Source organism: Streptomyces sp. NPDC006529 (genome assembly GCF_040611795.1).
Classification (GTDB): Bacteria; Actinomycetota; Actinomycetes; order Streptomycetales; family Streptomycetaceae; genus Streptomyces.
Genome location: NZ_JBEXPB010000073.1, coordinates 1 through 21,428, shown reverse-complemented (window position 1 = coordinate 21,428; position 21,428 = coordinate 1). Strand labels below are relative to the sequence as shown.

The window sequence follows — 21,428 nt, the reverse complement described above, 5'->3', positions numbered from 1 at the left end:
GGACGGGGTGGCATGTCAAGAGTGGCCGCAGGCCATCGCGAAGCGACGCGACGAAGGAGCGCTCTTGACGGGACGCCCCGGCACGGGAAGACAGTGGAACTGACGGGCAGCCCCCGGAACCACCCCGACCCCGAAGCGCGAAACCCCGCCCCCTCGCGGCGAAGCCGCGACCCGGCGCAGCCGGGGTTACTCCCCTCAGTGGTTCAACGGATACGAGTGCCGCCCTGTCGCCGCGTCGATCTCACCGTGCGCCTTCTGCAGCAGCTGGGACGCGAGGTCCATCAGGGCCCGCGCGCCCGCGATCTCCTCTCCGACCCGCAACTGTTCCGGGTCGGAGGGGTGCCGCATCGCGTACCCCCGGCCCCGCACTTCCGAGCCGTCACCGAGCCTGAGCAGCGCCGCCGTGCTGGTGCGGTGGCCCTCCTCGGAGAATTCCAGTTCCACATGCCATCCGACGAGCGTGGACATGACGGACCACCTCCAGGCCTCTGTCTCCAGCCTGCGCCCCGCCCCGCGCTACAGCCAGTCGAAGCGGGCCCCGGCCGCCCGGCGCCACCGCTCCAGGGCCCGCAGCGGGGGCCGGGGCACCGGCAGCGTCACCGCCATCGGCAGGCAGGACCGTAGCCACGGCACGTCGAGGTGGGTGTCCTCCAGCCGCACCCCGTCGCCGGTGACCTCCTCCAGCGATCCGTCCCGGCCGTACGCGGCGATCCGCAGGCCCGACAGGCCCGCGCCCGGCCAGACGGCGGCGGCCACCACCAACCGCGTCCCGCGCGGGTCCGCCCCCGGACCGGCCGGCGGCCACGGACCGGGCGACTCGCGTACGTACACGGCGCATTCGGCGTCCGCCCGCGCCAGCAGGGACCGCAGGCCCGCCGACTCGCCCTCGTCCGGGAACCAGCCCAGCGCCTCCACCCGCGGCGAGCGGAAGGCCCAGATCCGCCGCTGCACCGCGTCGTGCAGCCGCATGGTGGCGCAGGCCCGCCGGAAGGCCTCCCACAGCACCCGTTCCAGGTACTCCACGGGGTCCGGCGCGGGGGCGGGGTCGTCACCGGTCATGACCCCAAGTGTCGCCTGCCCGCGACCGGTTCAGGAAGGAGGATCCGGACCCCGGACCCGCTCAGCGCACCTCGCGCAGCCAGCCCGCGACCTCGGTCGCCCAGTACGTCAGGATCGTGTCGGCGCCCGCGCGCTTGATGCCGGTCAGGGTCTCCAGGATGGCGCGTTCGCGCTCGATCCAGCCCTTCTCCGCCGCCGCCTCGACCATCGCGAACTCGCCGCTGATCTGGTAGGCGGCCACCGGCACGTCCACGGCCTGCGCGACCCGGTACAGGATGTCCAGGTAGGGCCCCGCGGGCTTCACCATCACCATGTCGGCGCCCTCTTCGAGGTCGAGCGCCAGCTCGCGCATCGACTCCCGCGAGTTCGCCGGGTCCTGCTGGTACGTCTTGCGGTCGCCCTGAAGCGAGGAGGCGACGGCCTCGCGGAAGGGACCGTAGAAGGCGGAGGTGTACTTCGCCGTGTACGCCAGGATCGCGACGTCCTCGTGGCCCGTCTCGTCCAGGGCGTCGCGGACCACGCCGACCTGCCCGTCCATCATGCCGCTCGGCCCCACCACGTGGACGCCCGCGTCGGCCTGGACCTGCGCCATCTCGGCGTACCGCTCCAGCGTCGCGTCGTTGTCGACCCGGCCGTGCTCGTCCAGCACGCCGCAGTGGCCGTGGTCGGTGAACTCGTCCAGGCACAGGTCCGACATGATGACGAGGTCGTCGCCGACCTCCGCCTTCACGTCGCGGATCGCGAGCTGGAGGATGCCGTCCGGCTCCGTGCCCGCCGTGCCGAGCGCGTCCTTGTTCTCGTCCGCCGGGACGCCGAAGAGCATGATCCCCGAGACGCCCGCCGCCACGGCCTCGGCCGCGGCCTTCCGCAGCGTGTCCCGGGTGTGCTGGACGACGCCCGGCATGGCCGAGATCGCGATGGGCTCGCTGATGCCTTCCCGGACGAACGCCGGGAGGATCAGGTCGGAGGGGTGCAGCCGGTTCTCCGCGACCATCCGCCGCATGGCGGGGGTGGTGCGGAGCCTGCGGGGCCGCGAACCGGGGAAGGATCCGTACGCGCTCATCTTCAGTCGCCTCTTCGAGCATCGACAGCAGTCGCCTCCCAGCGTAGGGGGTCGCGTCGGCCGTCCTCCCCCAGCCCGAACTCGCACCACACCACCTTCCCGGGCACCCGCACCCCGACCCCCCACCGGTCCGCGAGCGCCGCCACGAGCAGCAGCCCGCGACCGCCCTCGGCGTCGAGGTCCCGGTTCTGCACGCACGGCCGCCCGCCCCCGCTGTCGTGCACCTCGACCCGCACGAGGTCAGCGAACCGCAGCAGCCGCAACCGGTACCCGCGGCCGGGCGGCACCCCGCGCAGCACGGCGTTGGTCGCCAGCTCGCTCACGCAGAGCAACACCTCGTCCTGGCGGCATGTGACACCCCACCTGTGCAGTGTCACCGCCGCAAACTCCCTGGCAGAGCGGACGGTTCGACGACTGCGGGGGTAGGCCCACTCGCGCAGCAGGGCTGCATGAATTTCCGGAATCACGCCGCCATGGTCGCGGTGCGTGACTAGCGTGGGGGAGCCGAGCAACCCGTACTCCTTCACGAGTACGGGTCGGTACCGGTATCTCTCGTGCCCAGGCGGGGAGTTCACAGGCATGCCACCACGCAAGAGGCCGCGGCCCAACGAGACGGCGATGAAGATGGTCGGTGCGCTGGTCGCCACCGCCCGCGCCGCCAAAGGAATGACCCAGCGCGAGCTGGCCGAGGCGCTGCACATCGACGTCGAGACGGTCGCGTCGATCGAACAGGGCAGGCGCACCCTGATGCCGAACGTGGCCGAGAGGATGGATCAGGTTCTCGGCCTCCCCGGGCTGTTGACGGTCGCGGCGAACCGCCTCCCCGAGGTCGACATGATCCCGGCCTGGGCCGAGGAGTACATGGAGCGGGAGAAGGAGGCCCTCGCCCTGTCGTGGTACGACACCCTGATCGTCCCCGGCCTGCTTCAGACGGAGGACTACGCCCGTGCGGTCTTCGGGTGCCACGTCCCGTACCTCGGCCAGGAGAAGATAGAACTCCAGACCGCCTTGCGGATGAAGCGCCAGGAGATCCTGCGCCGCGCCACTCCGCCGACCCTCAGTTTCGTCATGTGGGAGCCCGTACTTCGCGACCGGCTGGGCGGCGAAGCGGTGTGGAGGGAGCAACTGCGCCATCTGCGCATGTGCGCCGACTTCCCGGGCCTCTGCCTCCAAGTCCTCCCCCAGGGCATGACCAGTCATGCTGGCCTCTCCGGCCCGTTCACCCTGCTGGAAACCCCCGATTTCCAGCGGCTCGCCTACTCGGAAACCCAACGCGGCAGTTTCCTCATGCGCGACCCTAATGAGGTCAGCATCCTCACTCAGAAATATGCGATGCTGCGGTCACAGGCCCTCAACTTCACGGAGACGAAGGACCTGTTGGATCGGCTGCTAGGAGAGGCATGAGCACCCCACTGACGTGGTTCAAGTCCAGTTACAGCAGTGACCAAGGCGGCCAGTGCGTCGAAGTCGCACCCTGCACCGACACCGTCCACGTCCGGGACTCCAAGGTCACCGACGGCCCCATCCTCGCCGTCTCCCCCGCCGCCTGGGTCGGCCTCACCCGCTGGGTCGCTGCCTGAGCTTCCAGCGCCACAGCTCGTCGGCCCGGGTGTCGTGCTCGAACTCCGGGCCCAGCGGTCCGACCCGCTCGTACGCCTCCGGCGTGCGCGGGTCATCCCGCCGCGCCAGCCCGTAGGCACCCTCCAGGCGCAGCAGCTGGTCCTCCTCGTCCAGCAAGGACACCAGCGCCCGCTCGACCTCCTCCGCCCTGTGATGCGGCCACGCCGCCAGGGCTCCGGCGGTGGCGAGCCGTACGGCGTGCTCCGGGTCGCCCAGCAGTCCGAGGAGAACTTCCCGGGTGGCAGTCGTCGACTCCCGCGCATGGCCGAGGGTACCGGCCGCCGCACACCGCGTCCCCGCGTCCGGATCGCCCGCCAGGACGTGCAGGGCCGTCCTCGACACGGTCGTCAGCGGGAAGCCGAGCCGGTGCAGGCAGTACGGCACCTCGCGCCGTACCCGGGGGTCCTGATGCCCCGCGTGGGGCAGGGCGGCCGCCTCGGTGTCCAGGTCCACTTCGCCCGCGAAGACGTCGAGGAGCGCGGCGAGCACGCCCGCGTCCGGTTCCCCCGCCACCCAGGCCAAGAGCACGCGGCACTCTTCCTCGTACGAGTCCGAGCCGGCGTTCACGCACCAGGTCCGGGACCCCAAGTAGTCGACCACGAAGCGGCGGTGGCCGGGCGACGGGTGCGTCCGGAAGGCCAGCACCTCCTGCCAGCTCCGCACGAGGGGGCCCACCATCACGGCGGCCCGCGACTCCGCCCAGACCGCGTGGCACACATCGGGGTACCGGGCCGCCCGGTCGATCAGTTCTCCCAGCGGCGCCGCGATGCCGAACGCCCGCTCCAGCGCGGTCAGCACGCCCGCGTGCCCGTCCCGGACCGTCGACCCGCCGAGGGTGAACTCCTCGATGTCGGTCCACTCCTCCTCGACGGCGCGCACCTCCACCGGCCCCCGCGCCCCCGTGAGCCGCCGCAGCTCCGCCTCCGCGCCCGCCTCCGACCACCGGCGGGCCGCCGCCAGCAGCCGGGCCCGCTCCGCCTCCGGCAACCGGGTCCCGGCATCCTCTCCGAGCAGGGCCTTCACCACCGCCGGAGAGCCGCCCTCGACCGCCCGCAGCAGCGGGGTCGTTCCGTCCGGCAGGGCCAGGTCCGGATCCGCCCCGGCCGCGACCAGTTCCCCGGCCCTCTCGTGGTCGTACGCCGCCACCGCCGCGCACAGCTCCCGTAGCGCTCCCCCAAGCCTCATGGCCCGAGCATGCCACTGGGGCCCGGTGCGATGCGCACCCGGGCCCCAGTGGGGGTAACTCCACGACCGGCCGACCGATCGACCGACCGTCAGGTCGTACGACGCCGCCGCGCTCCCGGCCTGCGCTCGCTAGGCCGGCACACGGCCTCGCCGGCCTCCTTCGCCGCGTCGCGGCGAGCGGCCCCATACTCGGCCAGGGCCTCCGCCAGCTTCGAGACGCTCGGCTCGGGCGACAGGACGTCGACCCGCAGGCCGTGCTCCTCCGCCGTCTTCGCCGTCGCCGGGCCGATACAGGCGATGACCGTCACGTTGTGCGGCTTGCCCGCGATGCCGACCAGGTTGCGCACGGTCGAGGACGACGTGAAGAGCACCGCGTCGAAGCCGCCACCCTTGATCGCCTCACGGGTGTCCGCCGGCGGCGGCGACGCGCGCACGGTCCGGTAGGCCGTGACGTCGTCGACCTCCCAGCCCAGCTCTATCAGCCCGGCCACCAGCGTCTCGGTCGCGATGTCGGCGCGCGGCAGGAAGACGCGGTCGATCGGGTCGAAGACCGGGTCGTACGGCGGCCAGTCCTCCAGCAGCCCGGCCGCGGACTGCTCGCCGCTCGGCACCAGGTCCGGCTTCACGCCGAACTCGACCAGCGCGGCCGCGGTCTGCTCGCCCACCGCGGCGACCTTGATCCCGGCGAAGGCGCGCGCGTCGAGCCCGTACTCCTCGAACTTCTCCCGCACCGCCTTGACGGCGTTGACGCTGGTGAAGGCGATCCACTCGTAGCGGCCCGTCACCAGGCCCTTGACCGCCCGCTCCATCTGCTGCGGGGTGCGCGGCGGCTCCACGGCGATGGTGGGCACCTCGTGCGGCACCGCGCCGTAGGAGCGCAGCTGGTCGGAGAGCGAAGCGGCCTGCTCCTTCGTCCGCGGCACGAGCACCCGCCAGCCGAACAGCGGCTTCGACTCGAACCAGGCCAGCTCCTCGCGCCGCGCGGCGGCGCCGTGCTCACCGACCACGGCTATGACCGGACGGCCGCCCTCGGGCGAGGGGAGCACCTTGCCCTGCTTGAACACCTGGGCGATGGTGCCCAGGGTCGCGGTCCAGGTCCGCTGGCGGGTCGTCGTACCGCCCACGGTCACGGTCAGCTCGGTGTCGGGCTTGCGCCCGGCGCTCACCAGCTCCGCGGCCGCGGCGGCGACGGTCTCCAGGGTCGCGGAGACCACCAGGATCCCGTCGCTGGCGCCGACCTCGCTCCAGCAGCGGGCCGAGGCGTTCTTCGCGTCGACGAAGCGCACGTCCGCGCCGGACCGGCCGCGCAGCGGCACCCCGGCGTAGGCGGGCACGCCCACCGCGTTGGCGACGCCCGGCACGACCTCGAAGGGGATCCCCTCGTTGGCGCAGGCCAGCATTTCCTCGGCGGCGGTCCCGTCGAGACCGGGGTCGCCGGTCACCGCACGGACGACCCGCTTGCCCGAGCGCGCGGCCTCCATGACAAGATTGGCCGCGTCCCGGATGACCGGTACACCGGCGGCTGCTGACTTCTCGTCAGCAACCGTCAGCTGAGGCGTGTCGACACCCGTGCGCGCATGCGTACGGACGACTTCCAGCACCTCCGGCTCCGCGATCAGCACATCGGCGGCCGCGAGGGCCTCGACCGCGCGCAGCGTCAGCAGTCCCGGGTCGCCCGGGCCGGCACCGAGGAAGGTGACCTGCCCGTGCGCGGGAACGGCCGCGAAGGCGGGGGTGGTGGGACGTGAGGAGTTCACAGGGATCGCTCCCCCATCAGACCGGCCGCGCCCTTGGCCAGCATCTCGTCCGCGAGTTCGCGGCCGAGCGCCACTGCCTCTTCGTACGAGTGGGGGACGGGTCCGGTGGTGGACAGCTGCACCAGCGTCGCGCCGTCGAGCGTTCCGACGACACCCCGCAGGCGCATTTCGTTGACAGTCTGCCCGTCGGCCAGGAGGTCGGCGAGCGCGCCCACGGGGGCGCTGCAGCCGGCCTCCAGGGCGGCGAGCAGGGCACGCTCGGCGGTGACGGCGGCCCGCGTGTACGGGTCGTCCAGCTCACCGAGCGCGGCGATGAGGTCCGCGTTGGACGCGAGGCACTCGACCGCGAGGGCTCCCTGGCCGGGAGCGGGCAGCACGCTGTCGACCGACAGCAGCTCGGTCGCCTCGTCGCCGCGGCCGATCCGGTTGAGCCCGGCGGCGGCCAGCACCACGGCGTCCAGCTCGCCACCGCGCACGAACCCGATGCGGGTGTCGACGTTGCCCCGGATCGGGACGGTCTCGATGACCTTCCCGAGCGCGCGGGCGCAGTGGTTCAGCTGGGCCATGCGGCGCGGCGAACCGGTACCGATCCGGGCGCCGTCGGGCAGCTGCGCGAAGGTCAGGCCGTCGCGCGCGACGAGCGCGTCGCGCGCGTCCTCGCGCTGCGGCATCGCGGCGATCACCAGCTCGTCGGGCTGCGTGGTCGGCAGGTCCTTGAGCGAGTGCACGGCGAAGTCGACCTCGCCGCGCAGCAGGGCGTCGCGCAGCGCGGTGACGAACACACCGGTCCCGCCGATCTGCGCGAGCAGCTCCTTGGAGACGTCGCCGTAGGTGGTGATCTCCACCAGTTCGACGGGCCGGCCGGTGACGGCGCTGACCGCCTCGGCGACGAGTCCCGACTGGGACATGGCCAGTTTGCTGCGCCGTGTCCCAAGCCGGAGGGGCTGGTCGGGACGTGAGTTCATGATGCCCGTCCTGGGTCGTCGTTCTTCGGATCGGCCGCGTCAGCCCGGCTGACGGATGCCACCGTCTGCGGGTCGAGGTCGAAGAGTTCACGCAGCGCCTCGGCGTACCCGGCGCCGCCGGGCTCGCTCGCGAGCTGCTTGACGCGCACGGTCGGCGCGTGGAGGAGCTTGTCGACGACGCGGCGCACGGTCTGGGTCACTTCGGCCCGCTGCCGCTCGTCGAGATCGGGTACCCGGCCGTCGAGCCGCGCCACTTCCATGGCCACCACTTCGGCGGCCATCGCGCGCAGGGCGACGACGGTGGGGGTGATGCGCGCGGCGCGCTGGGCCGCCCCGAAGGCGGCCACCTCGTCCGCGACGATGGTGCGCACCGCGTCCACGTCGGCGGCCATCGGCGCGTCGGCGGAGGCTTCGGCGAGCGACTCGATGTCGACGAGGCGCACCCCGGGGACCCGGTGCACGGCGGCGTCGATGTCTCGGGGCATGGCCAGGTCGAGGAACGCGAGCCGTACCTCGGCACCCGCGTCCAGGGCCCGGCCGGTCCGGCGCGGCTGCCGCTGCGCGGCGGCCTCGCCCTGGTCGGCCCAGGTCCCGTGCAGCTCCAGCGCGTTCGCGTCGACCCCGGTGAGCGCGGAGCGCCCGTCGGCGGCGAGCGCGTCGGCCCCGACGGGGCAGCCGTCCGCCTCGGTGACCGCGGCGGCGCTCAGGGTCCGGGCGGCCCCGGCATCCGCCAGCCGCCGCCCCCCTTCGGCCGCGGCCACGAGCCGCGCCACGACCTCGGCGTCCCGCACGGACCCGACCCGCGCCTCGGCGCCGAGCGCACGGTCCAGCCCGGCCTGGCCAGAGCCAGGGGCGAAACCAAGCCCCGCCGGAGATTGAGGCGCGGGGTCCGGGGCGGAGCCCCGGGGTCCCGGCAGGGCGCCCCCGGTACCGGTACCGGGGGCGGCATCGCCCTTGGCCAGCGCGCCGGCCACGTCGTCCCCGGTCAGCACCAGCCCGGTGGCCCCGGTACAGGACACCACCACGTCGACTCGTGTCAGCTCACAGGCCACGTCACCCATCGGCACGACCCGCGCGGCAGCGCCCCCGGCGGACAGGATCTCCACCAGCCGCTCGGCCCGCGCAGCGGTACGGTTCGCGACGGCGATCTCCGCCACCCCCACCCGCGCGAGCGTCGCCGCGGCCAGCGAGGACATCGAACCGGCGCCGATCACCAGCGCCCGCTTGCCGCCGGCCCAGTCCGCGACCGGCACCCGCCCGGCGAGCTGCTCCAGCCCGAAGGTGACGAGCGACTGCCCGGCCCGGTCGATCCCGGTCTCGGAGTGCGCCCGCTTGCCGACCCGCAGCGCCTGCTGGAAGAGGTCGTTGATCAGGCGCCCCGCGGTGTGGAGCTCCTGCCCCAGCGCGAGCGCGTCCTTGATCTGGCCGAGGATCTGGCCCTCGCCGACCACCATCGAGTCCAGCCCGCACGCCACCGAGAAGAGGTGGTGGACGGCCCGGTCCTCGTAGTGCACGTAGAGATAGGGAGTGAGCTCCTCCAGCGCGACACCGCTGTGCTGCGCGAGGAGCGTGGACAGCTCGGCGACACCGGCGTGGAACTTGTCCACGTCGGCGTACAGCTCGATGCGGTTGCACGTGGCGAGCACGGCCGCCTCGGTCGCCGGTTCGGCGGCCAGGGTGTCGTGCAGCAGCTTCGCCTTGGCATCGGTGGTGAGGGAGGCGCGTTCCAGCACGCTGACCGGCGCGCTGCGGTGGCTCAGCCCTACGACGAGCAGACTCATGCCGGCATCACCGCCGGTACGTCGCCCTCCGGGCCGTTCTTGCGCGCCGGGGCGGCGACGGCCGGGGCGCGGGTGGCGGCGGGCTGCGGCAGGGAGGGCGCGGGGACCGGGAGGTCCTCGTCCTCGCCGGCGGCGGCCGCGGCCGCCGCGGCGCCCTCGCCCGCCTTGCGCTGCTCGTGGAAGGCGAGGATCTGCAGTTCGATCGAGAGGTCGACCTTGCGCACGTCCACGCCGTCCGGCACCGACAGGACGGTCGGCGCGAAGTTCAGGATGGAGGTCACTCCGGCCGCGATCAGCCGCTCGCTGACCTGCTGGGCGGCGCCCGCGGGGGTCGCGATGACCCCGATGGAGACGCCGTTCTCCGAGATGATCTTCTCCAGCTCGTCGGTGTGCTGCACCGGCATGCCCGCGACCGGCTTCCCGGCCATGGCCGGGTCGGCGTCGATGAGCGCGGCCACGCGGAAGCCGCGCGAGGCGAAGCCGCCGTAGTTGGCGAGGGCCGCGCCGAGGTTGCCGATGCCGACGATGACGACGGGCCAGTCCTGGGTCAGCCCGAGCTCGCGGGAGATCTGGTAGACGAGGTACTCGACGTCGTAGCCCACGCCGCGGGTCCCGTAGGAGCCGAGGTAGGAGAAGTCCTTGCGCAGCTTCGCGGAGTTCACTCCGGCGGCGGCCGCCAGTTCCTCGGAGGACACCGTGGGTACCGAGCGCTCGGAGAGCGCGGTGAGGGCGCGCAAGTACAGCGGAAGCCGGGCGACAGTGGCCTCGGGAATACCTCGGCTGCGGGTCGCCGGTCGGTGAGTTCGGCCAGTTGCCACGATGCTCCTGCGGGATGAGCGGGGCTGCAGGTGGCCTCGTGTCCCAGGACCACCCCGTCGGATGCAGGCTATGTCTTTGTGAACGCGTGCACAAAGATAGTGTCCAATTTGTCCGAGCAAAGTGACCGGGGTCACGCGCCCCGGCCACCTCGGCGCGGAACCATCGACGCGCCGAACCCGTTCAAATCCCGAAGGGGGCAAAACCGCACACATCCCTCATCGATACGCCCCCGAGACCCCACAAATCGCCCATGATGGTAACCGGCGGAAGGGTCAGGCCTCCAACGCCCGCCGGAGCCGGTCGGGGTTCACCCTCCAGAAGGTGTGCTGTTCGCCATCGATCAGGACCACCGGAATTTGCTCCCAGTACAAGCGGTGGAGCTCCTCGTCCTGTGAGATGTCCTTCTTCTCCCATTGCGCCCCCGTGCCGGCGCACACCGCCGCGACCACTTCCTGGGCCTCGTCACAGAGATGGCACCCGGGCTTGCCGATCAAGGTGACCATCCGCTCTGCCGGACTCTTCTTTTCCTTACGGCGCAGCAAAGGACTCATGCGCCCATTGTTCACCGGCCGGGAATCCGCCGGGTTCGGGGAGTTCCGAACACAGTGGCTATGCTCGCGTCATGTCCTCTCTGGGATGGCTCACCCCCCGTAGGCGCTCCGCCACCGCGCGGAGCGTGCTGGCAGGCGAGGCCTCGGCCGAAGCCGCCCGCAAGACCGCGCTGGCCGAGGATCCGGCCGCCATCGGCTTCTCCCTGGACTCCCTCGCGCCACAGGACACCGCACCTCCCGAGCCCGCCGAGCCCGAGTTCCCCGTCGCGGGCGACGAACTGGCCGCCGCCTTCTTCGACCTCGACAACACCGTCATGCAGGGCGCCGCGATCTTCCACTTCGGGCGCGGCCTCTACAAGCGCGCGTTCTTCCGCCGCCGCGAGCTGGCCCGCTTCGCCTGGCAGCAGGCCTGGTTCCGGCTGGCCGGGGTCGAGGACCCCGAACACATGCAGGACGCCCGCGACAGCGCCCTGTCCATCGTGAAGGGCCACCGCGTCTGCGAGCTGATGTCGATCGGCGAGGAGATCTACGACGAGTACATGGCGGAGCGCATCTGGCCGGGCACCCGCGCCCTGGCCCAGGCCCACCTCGACGCGGGCCAGAAGGTGTGGCTCGTCACGGCCGCGCCCGTGGAGACCGCCACGATCATCGCGCGCCGGCTCGGCCTGACCGGAGCGCTGGGCACCGTCGCCGAATCCGTGGACGGCGTCTACACCGGGCGCCTTGTGGGCGAGCCGCTGCACGGCCCCGCCAAGGCCGAGGCCGTCCGGGCGCTGGCCACCGCCGAGGGGCTCGACCTCGCGCACTGCGCCGCGTACAGCGACTCGCACAACGACATCCCGATGCTGTCGCTGGTCGGACATCCCTATGCGATCAATCCCGATACGAAACTGCGCAAGCATGCCCGCGCCCACGACTGGCGGCTGCGCGACTATCGCACCGGCCGCAAGGCCGTGAAGGTCGGCGTCCCGGCCGCCGCGGGAGTCGGCGCGATCGCGGGCGGCGCGGCCGCCGCGATCGCCCTGCACCGGCGCCGCAAGTAGCGCTCGCGCGCCCACCACCGGCTTCCCGCCCGGAACCACCCGCCCCCGCGCCCGGCCCCCGGGCCCGCGACGGGCATTCCCCCTGCCTACCCGCGCCCCGGGCGCGGCATTCCGGCATGCCCGGATCGGTCGTGAGCGGCCTCGGAAGGCACCATTCCGCGTGCAGAAGTGATCAATAACCGATCACGTAGTGCGACTGAATATGCCCTCGACACGCAACGGAAGCGACGGAACCGGTGATTTGTGCAACTAGGTGTAGCGCTGCCTGTACGAAGCGTTATTCTCCTCAAACGCATGCCGCCGCCCATTCGTCGCCACGACGAGTGAACGGTCCCGCACTGCACGTGATGGAAGCTCTGCCTCTGGGAGTCCCGTGTACCCACCTGTCGGGGTTGACGCCTCGGGCCTGGCTACGCTGCGCGCAACGGTCATCGACCACCTGCGTGGCTTCGTCCCCACCGCGTACGCCGTCCCCGTTTTCGCCGCCTCGGTCCCCGCCGGCCTCGGCCCCGTAGGTCCTTGCTATGCCCTGACGGATGGCGGAGCGACCGTGGGCAGACGAGGCCGCGCGGGCGCCGGGTCCAGCGGCGGCACCAGCACGACCGCGCCCGCCGCGCGCCGTCCCACCGCGGACAGCGACAGCGCCCGGATGATGGACCTGGTCGAGCGCGCCCAGGCCGGCGAGGCCGATGCCTTCGGCCGCCTGTACGACCAGTACAGCGACACCGTCTACCGCTACATCTACTACCGCGTCGGCGGCAAGGCGACCGCGGAGGACCTCACCAGTGAGACCTTCCTGCGCGCGCTGCGCCGCATCTCCACCTTCACCTGGCAGGGCCGCGACTTCGGCGCCTGGCTCGTGACGATCGCGCGCAACCTGGTGGCGGACCACTTCAAGTCCAGCCGCTTCCGCCTGGAAGTCACGACCGGCGAGATGCTGGACGCCAACGAGGTGGAGCGCAGCCCCGAGGACTCCGTCCTGGAGTCCCTGTCCAACGCGGCGCTGCTGGAGGCCGTACGGAAGCTCAACCCCCAGCAGCAGGAGTGCGTGACCCTGCGCTTCCTGCAGGGCCTCTCGGTCGCCGAGACGGCCCGGGTGATGGGGAAGAACGAGGGCGCGATCAAGACCTTGCAGTACCGGGCGGTCCGGACCCTGGCCCGGCTCCTCCCGGACGACGCCCGCTGACCATGCCGCTGTGGTCCGATCATCCTTCGTCCGTAACCCAAGTGCCGCGTGGCTCGTTGTGCGGAATGCAGGCTCCCTGTGGACACGCCCTGCCGAAAGCCGATCACTCGAAAGGGTGGATGTGCTCAAGGAAGGCAACCTTCCGGACACCCCGGGGAGTCGATCGTCATGACGAGAGGAGGTGCCGCCAGTGATCGCGAACGTTTCTCCGCACCGGCGGGCGAACGCCTTCGCCCAGGCCCTGGAGGATCGGACCCCGTCCGAACCCTCGGAACCGGAGCCGGCGGCCGAGCAGTCCGAGGCACCTGCCGAACCTGCCGACTGCGACCGGTTGTTGGCCCTGGCGAGTGCGCTCGGCGAAATGCCACGCCCGCAGATGGACGCCGATGTCAAAGTGGTGCAACGAGCACAGCTCGTGGCAGCCATGGAGACCATGGTGATGGAGGAGAGGTCCGGGGGCGGTGCCGCCGCGGACCCTCAGGTGCCCGAACAGCGGACCGGTCGTGGCGCCCACCGGGCGACCTCGCTCCGGAAATTGCGGCCCCGCTCCCGCTGGTCCAAGGGCATCGCAGCGGGCGGCCTCACGGTCGGTGTGGCCGCGGGAGCCTTCAGCGGAGTGGCCGCTGCCAGCACCGACGCCCTGCCGGGTGATTCGCTGTACCCGGTGAAGCTGGGCATGGAGGACATCAAGCTGGGCATGGCCGACGACGATTCGGACCGGGGCGAGCTCTATCTCGACCAGGCCTCGAACCGGCTGGCGGAGGCCCGTCGCCTGATGGAGCGCGGCAGGTCGCCGGGTGCGCTGGACCACGAGGTGCTGGGCGAGATCCGCCGCGCCCTCGCGGGCATGAAGCACGACGCGGAGGAAGGCCACCGCCTCCTCCAGTCCGCCCATGATCGGGACGGCTCGCTCGGCCCGATCCAGACCCTGTCGTCCTTCTCCCGCTCGCACCGCGACACCTGGGGCAGGCTCCGCGAGAAGCTCCCGGCCCAGCTCACGGACGTGGGCGAAGAAGTCACGTCGGTCTTCCAGGCCATAGACGATGACGTGCAGCCCTACCAGGAGCTGCTGCCGAAGCCTCCGGAGCAGACCCGGGGACCCGGCGCGTCCGGCACCCCGGCGAAGCCCGGCACCGGCGGCAAGCAGCACTCCACGCCGCCGCACCCGGGCACCGGCCCCTCCCGCGGCTCCTCGGGCCCCGCGCCGTCCCCCTCGGGCTCCCCGTCCGCGGGCTCCGGCGGTCTCATCGGCGGCCCCGACGGCCTGCTCGACCCGCCCCCGGCGGGCGGCAGCCATCTGCCGCCGGTGGCACCGGAGATCCCGCACCCGGAGATCACCCTGCCGCCCCTGCTCCCGGGCCTGCTCCCGGGCCTCGGCATCAAGGGCGAGGACGTGGACTGACGGCCGGACGCCGGCGGGGCCCAGCGGCCCCGCCGGCGTTCTCCGCGCAGAATGCCCGCGGTGAGCGATCAGAAGAAGACCGACCGCCGCTGCACCAGCAGCTTGTACAGCGTGTGCTGGATCTGCTCCCGCACCTGGTCCGTCAGGTTGAACATCAGCATCGGGTCCTCCGCCGCCTCCGGCGGATACCCGTCCGTGGCGATCGGTTCACCGAACTGGATCGTCCACTTCGTCGGCAGCGGCACCGCCCCCAGCGGTCCCAGCCAGGGGAACGTCGGAGTGATCGGGAAGTACGGGATCCCCAGCAGCCGCGCCAGCGTCTTGGCGTTGCCGATCATCGGGTAGATCTCCTCCGCGCCCACGATCGAGCACGGCACGATCGGCGTCCCCGCGCGCAGCGCCGTGGACACGAAGCCCCCGCGCCCGAACCGCTGCAGCTTGTAGCGGTCCTCGAAGGGCTTCCCTATGCCCTTGAAGCCCTCGGGCATCACCCCGACCAGCTCCCCCGCCTCCAGCAGCCGTTGCGCGTCCTCCGCGCACGCCAGGGTGTGCCCTGCCTTGCGCGCCAGCTCGTTGACCACCGGCAGCATGAACACCAGGTCCGCCGCCAGCAGCCGCAGGTGCCGCTGCGCCGGGTGGTGGTCGTGCACCGCGACCTGGAGCATCAGGCCGTCCAGCGGCAGCGTTCCCGAGTGGTTGGCCACGATCAGCGCCCCACCCTCCTTCGGGATGTTCTCGATGCCCTTGACCTCGACCCGGAAGTACTTGTCGTACACGGGCCGCAGGACCGACATCAGGACCTGGTCGGTCAGCTCCTTGTCGTACCCGAAGTCGTCGACCTCGTAGTCACCGGTGACCCGGCGCCGCAGGAACGCCAGCCCGCCCGCCAGCCGCCGCTCCCAGCCGCTCGGCGCGGCCGGCTCCGGCGCGGCCGCGACGGCCGCGGCGGGCGCCGCCGCCCGCGGCTCCGCGGCGGCGGCAGCGGACCCCGCCCCGGCCCCCGGAGCGCCCCCGGCCCCGGCGTCGGACGCGGCGACCGACCGCACCCGCCGGGCCCGCCGGCGCGGACGGTCCTCGTCGAACGGAATGACCTTGGCGTCCGCCACTATCGCTGCACTCCCTCTTCGGCCGCGGATCCGGCTCCGGACCCGGCTCCTGCAACGGCAACGTCGACCTTCAGCGCGCCCGCCACCCGGTCCACGGCCCGCGCCGCCCGCTCCGGCGGCAGCAGCCCGTTCCCCCGGCTCCGCGCGAAGTCCGCGAAGGTCTCGGCGGTCGTGTACATCGGCTTGAATCCCAGCACCTCACGCATCTGGGAGGTCTCCACGACCCGCCCGTGCGTGAGCAGTCTGGTCTGTTCCGGCGAGAAGTCGGTGATCCCGACCGCCTTCAGCGCGGAGCCCACCCAGGTGAGCGCGGGCAGCGGCAGCGGGACCGTGGGCCGCCCCAGCCGCCGCGAACACTGGGACAGCAGCAGCACGCCGTCCCCCGCGATGTTGAAGGTCCCGCTGTTCAGCGTCCCGCGCCGGGGCTCGCCCGCCGCCAGCCCCAGGACGTCGAGCACGTCGTCCTCGTGGACGAACTGGAGCCTCGGGTCGTATCCCAGCACGGTCGGCATGACCGGCATCGAGAAGTACTCGGCGAGCGCCGAATCCGCGAAGGGCCCCAGGATGTTGGCGAAGCGCAGCACGCACACGGCCACGTCGGGCCGCCGGCGCGCGAAGCCCCGTACGTAGCCCTCGACCTCGACCGCGTCCTTCGCGAAGCCCACGGCGGGCAGCGACTTGGGCTGGGTGGTCTCGCTGAAGACGGCCGGGTCCCGCGGCGCCGCCCCGTACACACCGGTACTGGACTTCACCACCAGGCGCCGCACCGTCGGGGACTTCTGGCAGGCCCCGAGGAGCTGCATCGTCCCGATGACGTTCGTTTCCTTCACGGCGCTTCCCGCACCGCCCGCTCCCACACCGCCGCCCCCGGTCACCGCGAGGTGCACCACGGTGTCCACCGCGTACTCGGCCAGTACCCGCGCGATCGCCGACTGCCGGATGTCCGTACGGACGAACTCGGCCGATCCCAGCCGGTGCGGCGGTGTGCTCGCATCCACCGCGATCACCCGCCCGACCTCCGGGTCGCGCTGGATCCGGCGTACGAATCGGCCTCCCAGCTGCCGGGCTGCCCCGGTCACGAGCACGACCTTCCCCACTGCTCAGCGCCTCCCTCGTCGTACCCCGGCTGCACCACAGCCCCCCCACCAGGATGGTGGAGGGGCTGCGGAAAACACGTACAGCTGCCGTTTACTTCTTGTTACGGCGCTGCACGCGGGTGCGCTTGAGCAGCTTGCGGTGCTTCTTCTTGGCCATCCGCTTGCGCCGCTTCTTGATAACAGAGCCCACGACTACCCTCGCTCACTTCTCGGAACATCCCCGCGCTAGCGGGGATCGGTGCGGGGCGTCTGGGCCCACACGACCTACGTCGGCCTAGCCTACCCGCCAGAACTCTGAGCCCGTAATCCGCCTGCGGCCGAGGGTGGCCGGGAACCTCAGTCTCAGGCCGACTCCACCCCCACATAGGACTCTCGGAGGTACTCGTGGACCGCGTTCTCGGGGACCCGGAAGGACCGGCCCACCCGGATCGCGGGCAGATGCCCGTTGTGCACCAGCCGGTACACGGTCATCTTCGACACTCGCATCACCGAGGCGACCTCCGCCACGGTCAGGAACTGAACCTCACTGAGAGGCCTCTCGCCAGCAGCCATGACACACCTTTGACCTTCCGCGCATGACGGGCACCGGCTTCCCCTCCGGTTACACCCCGTCGTCGCACGCTCACTCCCCAGAGTAGGGGCGGGTGATACGAGTGGGGAAGAGGAGCTACAGGCACCAGTCCCGGCCACACCTCAGCGCGTGAGCCCCGCGCGCCCCAGCACGTACCGGGTGAGCGGCCGGTAGTACTCCGCGGGCACGCCGTCATCAAGCGGAACCGCCACCGAGACGCTCCCCTCGGCCTCTCCGACGAACAGCGCCGGGTCGTCCGTATCGGCCAGCCCGATGGCCGGGAAACCGAGCTGACCTGCGCCGCAGACCCATCCGTGGTCCCCCACCACCAGTTCCGGAAGCGGCCGGCCCGCTTGTGCCAGCGCCCCCAGCGCGATCCGAACCGGCAGCGGCGAATGGGTGTGCGCCCCGATGGCGCCCCCCGCCGCCCGCGCGCCGGGCTCCTGTACCAGCGCGACCCCCCGTACGTAGCCGAGCCGGTACGTACGTACGCCGAACCGCGTCACGATGTCCACCGCCACCCCCTGCGCCGGAGTGAGGACAGCACATCCCACCGCCGACAACGCCCGCGCCACATCGGCGTAGAACCCCAGGAGCCGGTGCGGGTGACCGGTGCCGAACAGCACCGGAGCACGGGCCAGCGCGGCCTCCCGCAACCGCCGCGCGAAGGCGTCCAGCCCGGCCAGCGTCCGCTCCGGATCGATCACGTCCGGACCGCTGACGTGCGCGGGATCCGCCGAGACCCCGCACTTGTCGGCCATCAGCCGCAGCAGTTCGGGCTGCGCCCAGCCCCCGCGCGGGTCCAGCCCCAGCAGCACGCGCGGGTCCCGGGCCGCGAACAGCCGGTAGCTGCGCAGGCTCTCCTCGCGGGAGGTGGCGACGGGCCCGGCCAACCGGGCGGCCAGCAGATGCGCACGCAGGGCGCCGGTGCTCAACACCCTCCGATGCTGCCGCAGCGGACCCGACTGATCATCAATTCCGGGAAACAGCAACCAAGTTGGCCTAATGTGGCACTTGTGCTGCCCGCCGCAGGCGCGGACCGCCGCTCAGGGCAGCATCCCGCGCAGCGGGAACACCGCCCGGCGCGTCGCCAGCACCGCCTGGTCGACGCGGTCCGCCGGGTCGTACCCCGCCTCCCACTCCCGCCACCCGGGCGTGCGCCCGTCCGTCATCCGGGCCGGCGCGGGCTGCCGCGTCCGCGCGTACACCTCGTCGCGCCACGACGGCGGGACCACCGACGCGGGATCCAGCGGCCGGTGGGCGGCGATCGCCACCAGGTGCGTCCAGGACCGCGGCACGACGTCCACGATCGCGTAGCCACCGCCGCCCAGCGCGAGCCAGCGGCCGTCCGCGTGCGCGTGCGCCAGCTCGTGGCAGGCCTCCTGCACGGCCCGCTGCGCGTCCAGCGACACGGCGAGGTGGGCGAGGGGGTCCTCGAAGTGGGTGTCCGCGCCGTGCTGGGTGACCAGCACCTGCGGCCGGAAGTCCGCCAGCAGCTCGGGCACGGTGGCGTGGAAGGCCCGCAGCCAGCCCTCGTCCCCGGTCCCGGCGGGCAGCGCCACGTTGACGGCCGATCCCTCGGCGGCGGGCCCGCCGGTCTCCTCCGGCCAGCCGGTCTGCGGGAACAGGGTCCGCGGATGTTCGTGCAGGGAGACCGTGAGCACCCGCGGGTCGTCCCAGAACGCCGCCTGGACGCCGTCCCCGTGGTGCACGTCCACGTCCACGTACGCGACGCGCTCGGCCCCCAGCTCCAGCAGCCGCGCGATCGCGAGGGCGGCGTCGTTGTAGACGCAGAACCCTGCGGCCGCCCCGGGCATCGCGTGGTGCAGCCCTCCCGCGAAGTTCACCCCGTGCAGCGCGTCCCCCCGCCAGAGCGCCTCCGCAGCGCCCACCGACTGCCCGGCGATCAGCGCGGAGGCCTCGTGCATCCCGCTGAAGGCCGGATCGTCCATGGTGCCCAGACCGTACGAGCCGTCGGCGGCGCCGGGATCGGCCGAGACCTCCCGCACCGCGGCGACGTACTCCTCGCGGTGGACCAGCCGCAGCGTCGAATCACCGGCCGCCTTCGCGGCCCGCACGTCCATCGCCCCGTCGAGCCCGAAGGCCCGCACCAGGCCCATGGTCAGCGCCAGGCGCACCGGATCCATCGGATGGCCGGGCCCGAAGTCATACTTCGTTACCGCCTCGTCCCACATCAACAACCCGCGGCCGCTCATGCCCGCCACCGTATCGGGCGCCCTCCGCGGCGAACGAGCGGGCGTAGAGGAGTGTCACCAGGACCAGCGCCATCGGTACGAGCATGGCCCCCCGGTAGCTCCACGCGTCACCCAGCGCCCCCACCAGCGGCGCCCCGACGAGGAACCCCACGTAGTTGAAGATGTTGAGCCGCGCGATGGCCGTGTCCGAGGCCCCGGGAAACAGCCGGCCCGCCGCGGCGAAGGTCTGCGGCACGATCACGCACAGCCCGATCCCCAGCAGGGTGAACCCGAGCATCCCGACCCACGCGCCGGGCGCGGCGGCCACCACCGCGAAACCGGCCGCCGCGACGAGCGTCCCGGCCCGTACGACGGCCACCGCGCCGAAGCGCCGCACGCCGAGGTCACCGACGGCCCGCCCGATCAGGGTCGTCACCATGTAGACGTTGTAGGGGACGGTGGCGAGCTGCTCGGAGCTGTCCAGGACGTCCTGGAGGTACTTGGCGCTCCAGTTGGAGACCGTCGAGTCCCCGATGTAGGCGCAGGCCATCACCAGGCAGAGCGGCAGCAGCAGCGTGAACCCGCCCGCCCCCAGCCCCTTCTCCGCGCCCTCCGTACCCGGGCTGCCGGCTGCCTTGCCGTCGGCGGCGCGCCGGTCGACGTAGTACCGGCTGCCGATGAAGGCGAGCGGCAGCAGGACCACCACGGCCGGCAGGTAGCTGGTGAAGAGCGACAGGTGCCAGTGGGCCCCGGCCCAGGCGGCGGACGCGCCGACGATCCCGCCGAGGCTGTACGAGGCGTGGAAGCCCAGCATGATGCTGCGGCCGTACGTCTGCTGGAGGCTCACCCCGAGCATGTTCATCGAGGCGTCCAGCGCCCCCACCGCCAGCCCGAAGGCGCCCAGCGCCAGGGCGACGTGCCACATCCGCGTACCGGCCCCGGCGCCGAGGAGCGCGAGCAGGACCAGAGGCTGCGCCCACCGGAGCACGGTGCCGGGCGCGACCCGCTTCACCAGGTGCTCGGTCCCCACGCTCGCCACACCGGCGAGGACGGGGACGGCGGCGAGGAACGCGGGCAGGAGGCCGTCGGATATCCCGTACTGGTCCTGTATCGCGGGGATCCGGGTCACCAGGAGCGCGAAGGTGACGCCCTGTACGAAGAAGCTGAAGCCCAGGGACCCTCGTCCACGGCGCAGCCGCACGTCTGCTGTCATGGCGGCTCAGCGTAGGCCCGGGGGCTACCGGTGGGTAGAGCGATCACATGTCGAGTTGGAGAAGCCCCGGCAGCTCCTTCATCTCCCCGAACAGGCCGGTGGCGCCGGCGAGCCGCTCGGCCGGCGTCATCGCGGTGAAGCCGAAGACGTCCATCCCCGCGGCCCGGGCGGCCCGGACGCCGAGGGGGCTGTCCTCGATGACGACGCAGCGCGCGGGGTCGGCCCCCATCCGTTCGGCGGCGTGCAGGAAGAGGTCCGGGGCGGGCTTGCCCTTGCCGACGTCCTCGGAGCTGAAGATCCACTCCTCCTCGAACCACTCGTCCAGCCCGGTGGTGCGGTGCCCGACCCGGATCCGCTCGTGGCTCCCGGAGGAGGCGAGGCAGTACGGGATGCCGCGCGCGGTGAGTTCCTCCAGGACGGCAGTCGCGCCCGGGACCGGCTGCAGGTCGCGCTCGAACGCGGCGAACACCCGCGCGTGCAGGGTGTCGTCGAAGTCGTCGGGCAGCCGCTCTCCCGTCCGCTCCAGGACGGTGTCGTGCACCCGGTGAACGGCGGCCCCCATGTAGTCCCGCAGCGATTCCTCGTACGAGGTGGGATGCCCCAGCTCGGTCAGGTACCCGGAGAGGATGGTGTTCGAGAGCGGCTCGCTGTCCACCAGCACGCCGTCGTTGTCGAAGATCACGAGGTCGTAGCTCATGTCCCGACCCTACGCATGTCCGGCCCGGAACGCAGAAAAGCCCCGCACCATAAGGTGCGGGGCTTTCCCACAATAATTGTTCGGCGGCGTCCTACTCTCCCACAGGGTCCCCCCTGCA

23 protein-coding genes are annotated in these 21,428 nt (G+C 72.2%); 5 read left to right on the top strand and 18 right to left on the bottom strand.

From position 1 onward, the window contains the following. Window positions 1-195: 195 nt before the first annotated feature. From ABZY31_RS29810 to ABZY31_RS29795, 4 genes are all read right to left on the bottom strand, one after another. The gene (locus tag ABZY31_RS29810) at window positions 196-468 is read right to left on the bottom strand and encodes a DUF1876 domain-containing protein (RefSeq protein ID WP_356416516.1); all 273 of its coding nucleotides are present in this window, start codon (window positions 466-468) and stop codon (window positions 196-198) included. Window positions 469-516: 48 nt separating this feature from the next. Beyond that, window positions 517-1,059, bottom strand: coding sequence for a hypothetical protein (locus ABZY31_RS29805; protein ID WP_356416513.1), 543 nt, complete (start codon window positions 1,057-1,059; stop codon window positions 517-519). A gap of 61 nt (window positions 1,060-1,120) precedes the next feature. Next, entirely contained in the window at window positions 1,121-2,122 is a 1,002-nt protein-coding gene (gene hemB / locus ABZY31_RS29800) for a porphobilinogen synthase (RefSeq protein WP_356416511.1), read from the bottom strand. A gap of 2 nt (window positions 2,123-2,124) precedes the next feature. Continuing rightward, window positions 2,125-2,589 carry an ATP-binding protein gene (locus tag ABZY31_RS29795; protein ID WP_356416518.1) on the bottom strand — a complete coding sequence of 155 codons (465 nt, stop codon included), beginning with the start codon at window positions 2,587-2,589 and terminating at the stop codon, window positions 2,125-2,127. Window positions 2,590-2,701: 112 nt separating this feature from the next. Between ABZY31_RS29795 and ABZY31_RS29790 the strand changes: the two genes are divergently transcribed. Then, a complete protein-coding gene (locus ABZY31_RS29790; RefSeq protein WP_356416509.1) occupies window positions 2,702-3,526 on the top strand; it encodes a Scr1 family TA system antitoxin-like transcriptional regulator in 825 nt (274 codons plus the stop codon). Continuing rightward, window positions 3,523-3,702, top strand: coding sequence for a DUF397 domain-containing protein (locus ABZY31_RS29785; RefSeq protein ID WP_356416506.1), 180 nt, complete (start codon window positions 3,523-3,525; stop codon window positions 3,700-3,702). Before ABZY31_RS29790 ends, ABZY31_RS29785 begins: the two co-directional genes overlap by 4 nt. Here the strand turns inward: ABZY31_RS29785 and ABZY31_RS29780 are convergent. From ABZY31_RS29780 to ABZY31_RS29755, 6 genes are all read right to left on the bottom strand, one after another. After that, window positions 3,680-4,927 carry a HEAT repeat domain-containing protein gene (locus tag ABZY31_RS29780; protein ID WP_356416503.1) on the bottom strand — a complete coding sequence of 416 codons (1,248 nt, stop codon included), beginning with the start codon at window positions 4,925-4,927 and terminating at the stop codon, window positions 3,680-3,682. The genes ABZY31_RS29785 and ABZY31_RS29780 overlap by 23 nt on opposite strands. 89 nt (window positions 4,928-5,016) lie before the next feature. Beyond that, window positions 5,017-6,684, bottom strand: a complete 1,668-nt coding sequence (locus ABZY31_RS29775) for a uroporphyrinogen-III synthase (RefSeq protein ID WP_356416500.1) — start codon at window positions 6,682-6,684, stop codon at window positions 5,017-5,019. Next, window positions 6,681-7,649, bottom strand: coding sequence for a hydroxymethylbilane synthase (gene hemC, locus ABZY31_RS29770; RefSeq protein ID WP_356416497.1), 969 nt, complete (start codon window positions 7,647-7,649; stop codon window positions 6,681-6,683). The genes ABZY31_RS29775 and hemC overlap by 4 nt, the downstream gene beginning before the upstream one ends. Next, on the bottom strand, window positions 7,646-9,430 hold the full coding sequence (locus ABZY31_RS29765) for a glutamyl-tRNA reductase (RefSeq protein ID WP_356416495.1): 1,785 nt from the start codon (window positions 9,428-9,430) through the stop codon (window positions 7,646-7,648). The genes hemC and ABZY31_RS29765 overlap by 4 nt, the downstream gene beginning before the upstream one ends. Further along, entirely contained in the window at window positions 9,427-10,248 is an 822-nt protein-coding gene (locus tag ABZY31_RS29760; RefSeq protein WP_356416492.1) for a redox-sensing transcriptional repressor Rex, read from the bottom strand. Before ABZY31_RS29760 ends, ABZY31_RS29765 begins: the two co-directional genes overlap by 4 nt. A 273-nt stretch (window positions 10,249-10,521) precedes the next feature. Next, entirely contained in the window at window positions 10,522-10,800 is a 279-nt protein-coding gene (locus tag ABZY31_RS29755; protein WP_356416489.1) for a glutaredoxin family protein, read from the bottom strand. 71 nt (window positions 10,801-10,871) lie between these two features. Between ABZY31_RS29755 and ABZY31_RS29750 the strand changes: the two genes are divergently transcribed. From ABZY31_RS29750 to ABZY31_RS29740, 3 genes are all read left to right on the top strand, one after another. Beyond that, on the top strand, window positions 10,872-11,843 hold the full coding sequence (locus ABZY31_RS29750) for an HAD-IB family hydrolase (protein ID WP_356416487.1): 972 nt from the start codon (window positions 10,872-10,874) through the stop codon (window positions 11,841-11,843). Window positions 11,844-12,216: 373 nt separating this feature from the next. Then, window positions 12,217-13,029 carry an ECF subfamily RNA polymerase sigma factor, BldN family gene (locus ABZY31_RS29745; RefSeq protein ID WP_356416484.1) on the top strand — a complete coding sequence of 271 codons (813 nt, stop codon included), beginning with the start codon at window positions 12,217-12,219 and terminating at the stop codon, window positions 13,027-13,029. Between the two features lie 190 nt (window positions 13,030-13,219). Then, a complete protein-coding gene (locus ABZY31_RS29740; protein ID WP_356416481.1) occupies window positions 13,220-14,431 on the top strand; it encodes a DUF5667 domain-containing protein in 1,212 nt (403 codons plus the stop codon). A gap of 68 nt (window positions 14,432-14,499) precedes the next feature. On the opposite strand, the gene ABZY31_RS29735 is transcribed toward ABZY31_RS29740, so the two are convergent. The 8 genes from ABZY31_RS29735 to ABZY31_RS29700 form a co-directional block, all read right to left on the bottom strand. After that, window positions 14,500-15,537, bottom strand: a complete 1,038-nt coding sequence (locus ABZY31_RS29735) for a lysophospholipid acyltransferase family protein (protein WP_356416478.1) — start codon at window positions 15,535-15,537, stop codon at window positions 14,500-14,502. Further along, the gene (locus tag ABZY31_RS29730; RefSeq protein WP_356416475.1) at window positions 15,537-16,634 is read right to left on the bottom strand and encodes an NAD-dependent epimerase/dehydratase family protein; all 1,098 of its coding nucleotides are present in this window, start codon (window positions 16,632-16,634) and stop codon (window positions 15,537-15,539) included. Before ABZY31_RS29730 ends, ABZY31_RS29735 begins: the two co-directional genes overlap by 1 nt. A 91-nt stretch (window positions 16,635-16,725) precedes the next feature. Further along, window positions 16,726-16,824 (bottom strand): AURKAIP1/COX24 domain-containing protein, encoded by a 99-nt coding sequence (locus ABZY31_RS29725; protein ID WP_003948845.1) that lies wholly within the window; start codon window positions 16,822-16,824, stop codon window positions 16,726-16,728. A 152-nt stretch (window positions 16,825-16,976) separates the two neighbouring features. Beyond that, window positions 16,977-17,186, bottom strand: a complete 210-nt coding sequence (locus ABZY31_RS29720) for a helix-turn-helix domain-containing protein (RefSeq protein ID WP_008738568.1) — start codon at window positions 17,184-17,186, stop codon at window positions 16,977-16,979. A 141-nt stretch (window positions 17,187-17,327) separates the two neighbouring features. Then, window positions 17,328-18,143, bottom strand: a complete 816-nt coding sequence (locus ABZY31_RS29715) for a phosphatase (protein ID WP_356416472.1) — start codon at window positions 18,141-18,143, stop codon at window positions 17,328-17,330. A 108-nt stretch (window positions 18,144-18,251) separates the two neighbouring features. Further along, window positions 18,252-19,421 carry an acetoin utilization protein AcuC gene (locus ABZY31_RS29710; protein ID WP_356416469.1) on the bottom strand — a complete coding sequence of 390 codons (1,170 nt, stop codon included), beginning with the start codon at window positions 19,419-19,421 and terminating at the stop codon, window positions 18,252-18,254. Then, window positions 19,372-20,613: an MFS transporter gene (locus ABZY31_RS29705; RefSeq protein WP_356416466.1), complete on the bottom strand. Its 1,242-nt coding sequence runs from the start codon at window positions 20,611-20,613 to the stop codon at window positions 19,372-19,374. The genes ABZY31_RS29710 and ABZY31_RS29705 overlap by 50 nt, the downstream gene beginning before the upstream one ends. Before the next feature lie 43 nt (window positions 20,614-20,656). Then, window positions 20,657-21,310, bottom strand: a complete 654-nt coding sequence (locus ABZY31_RS29700) for an HAD family hydrolase (RefSeq protein ID WP_356416463.1) — start codon at window positions 21,308-21,310, stop codon at window positions 20,657-20,659. Window positions 21,311-21,428: the final 118 nt, after the last annotated feature.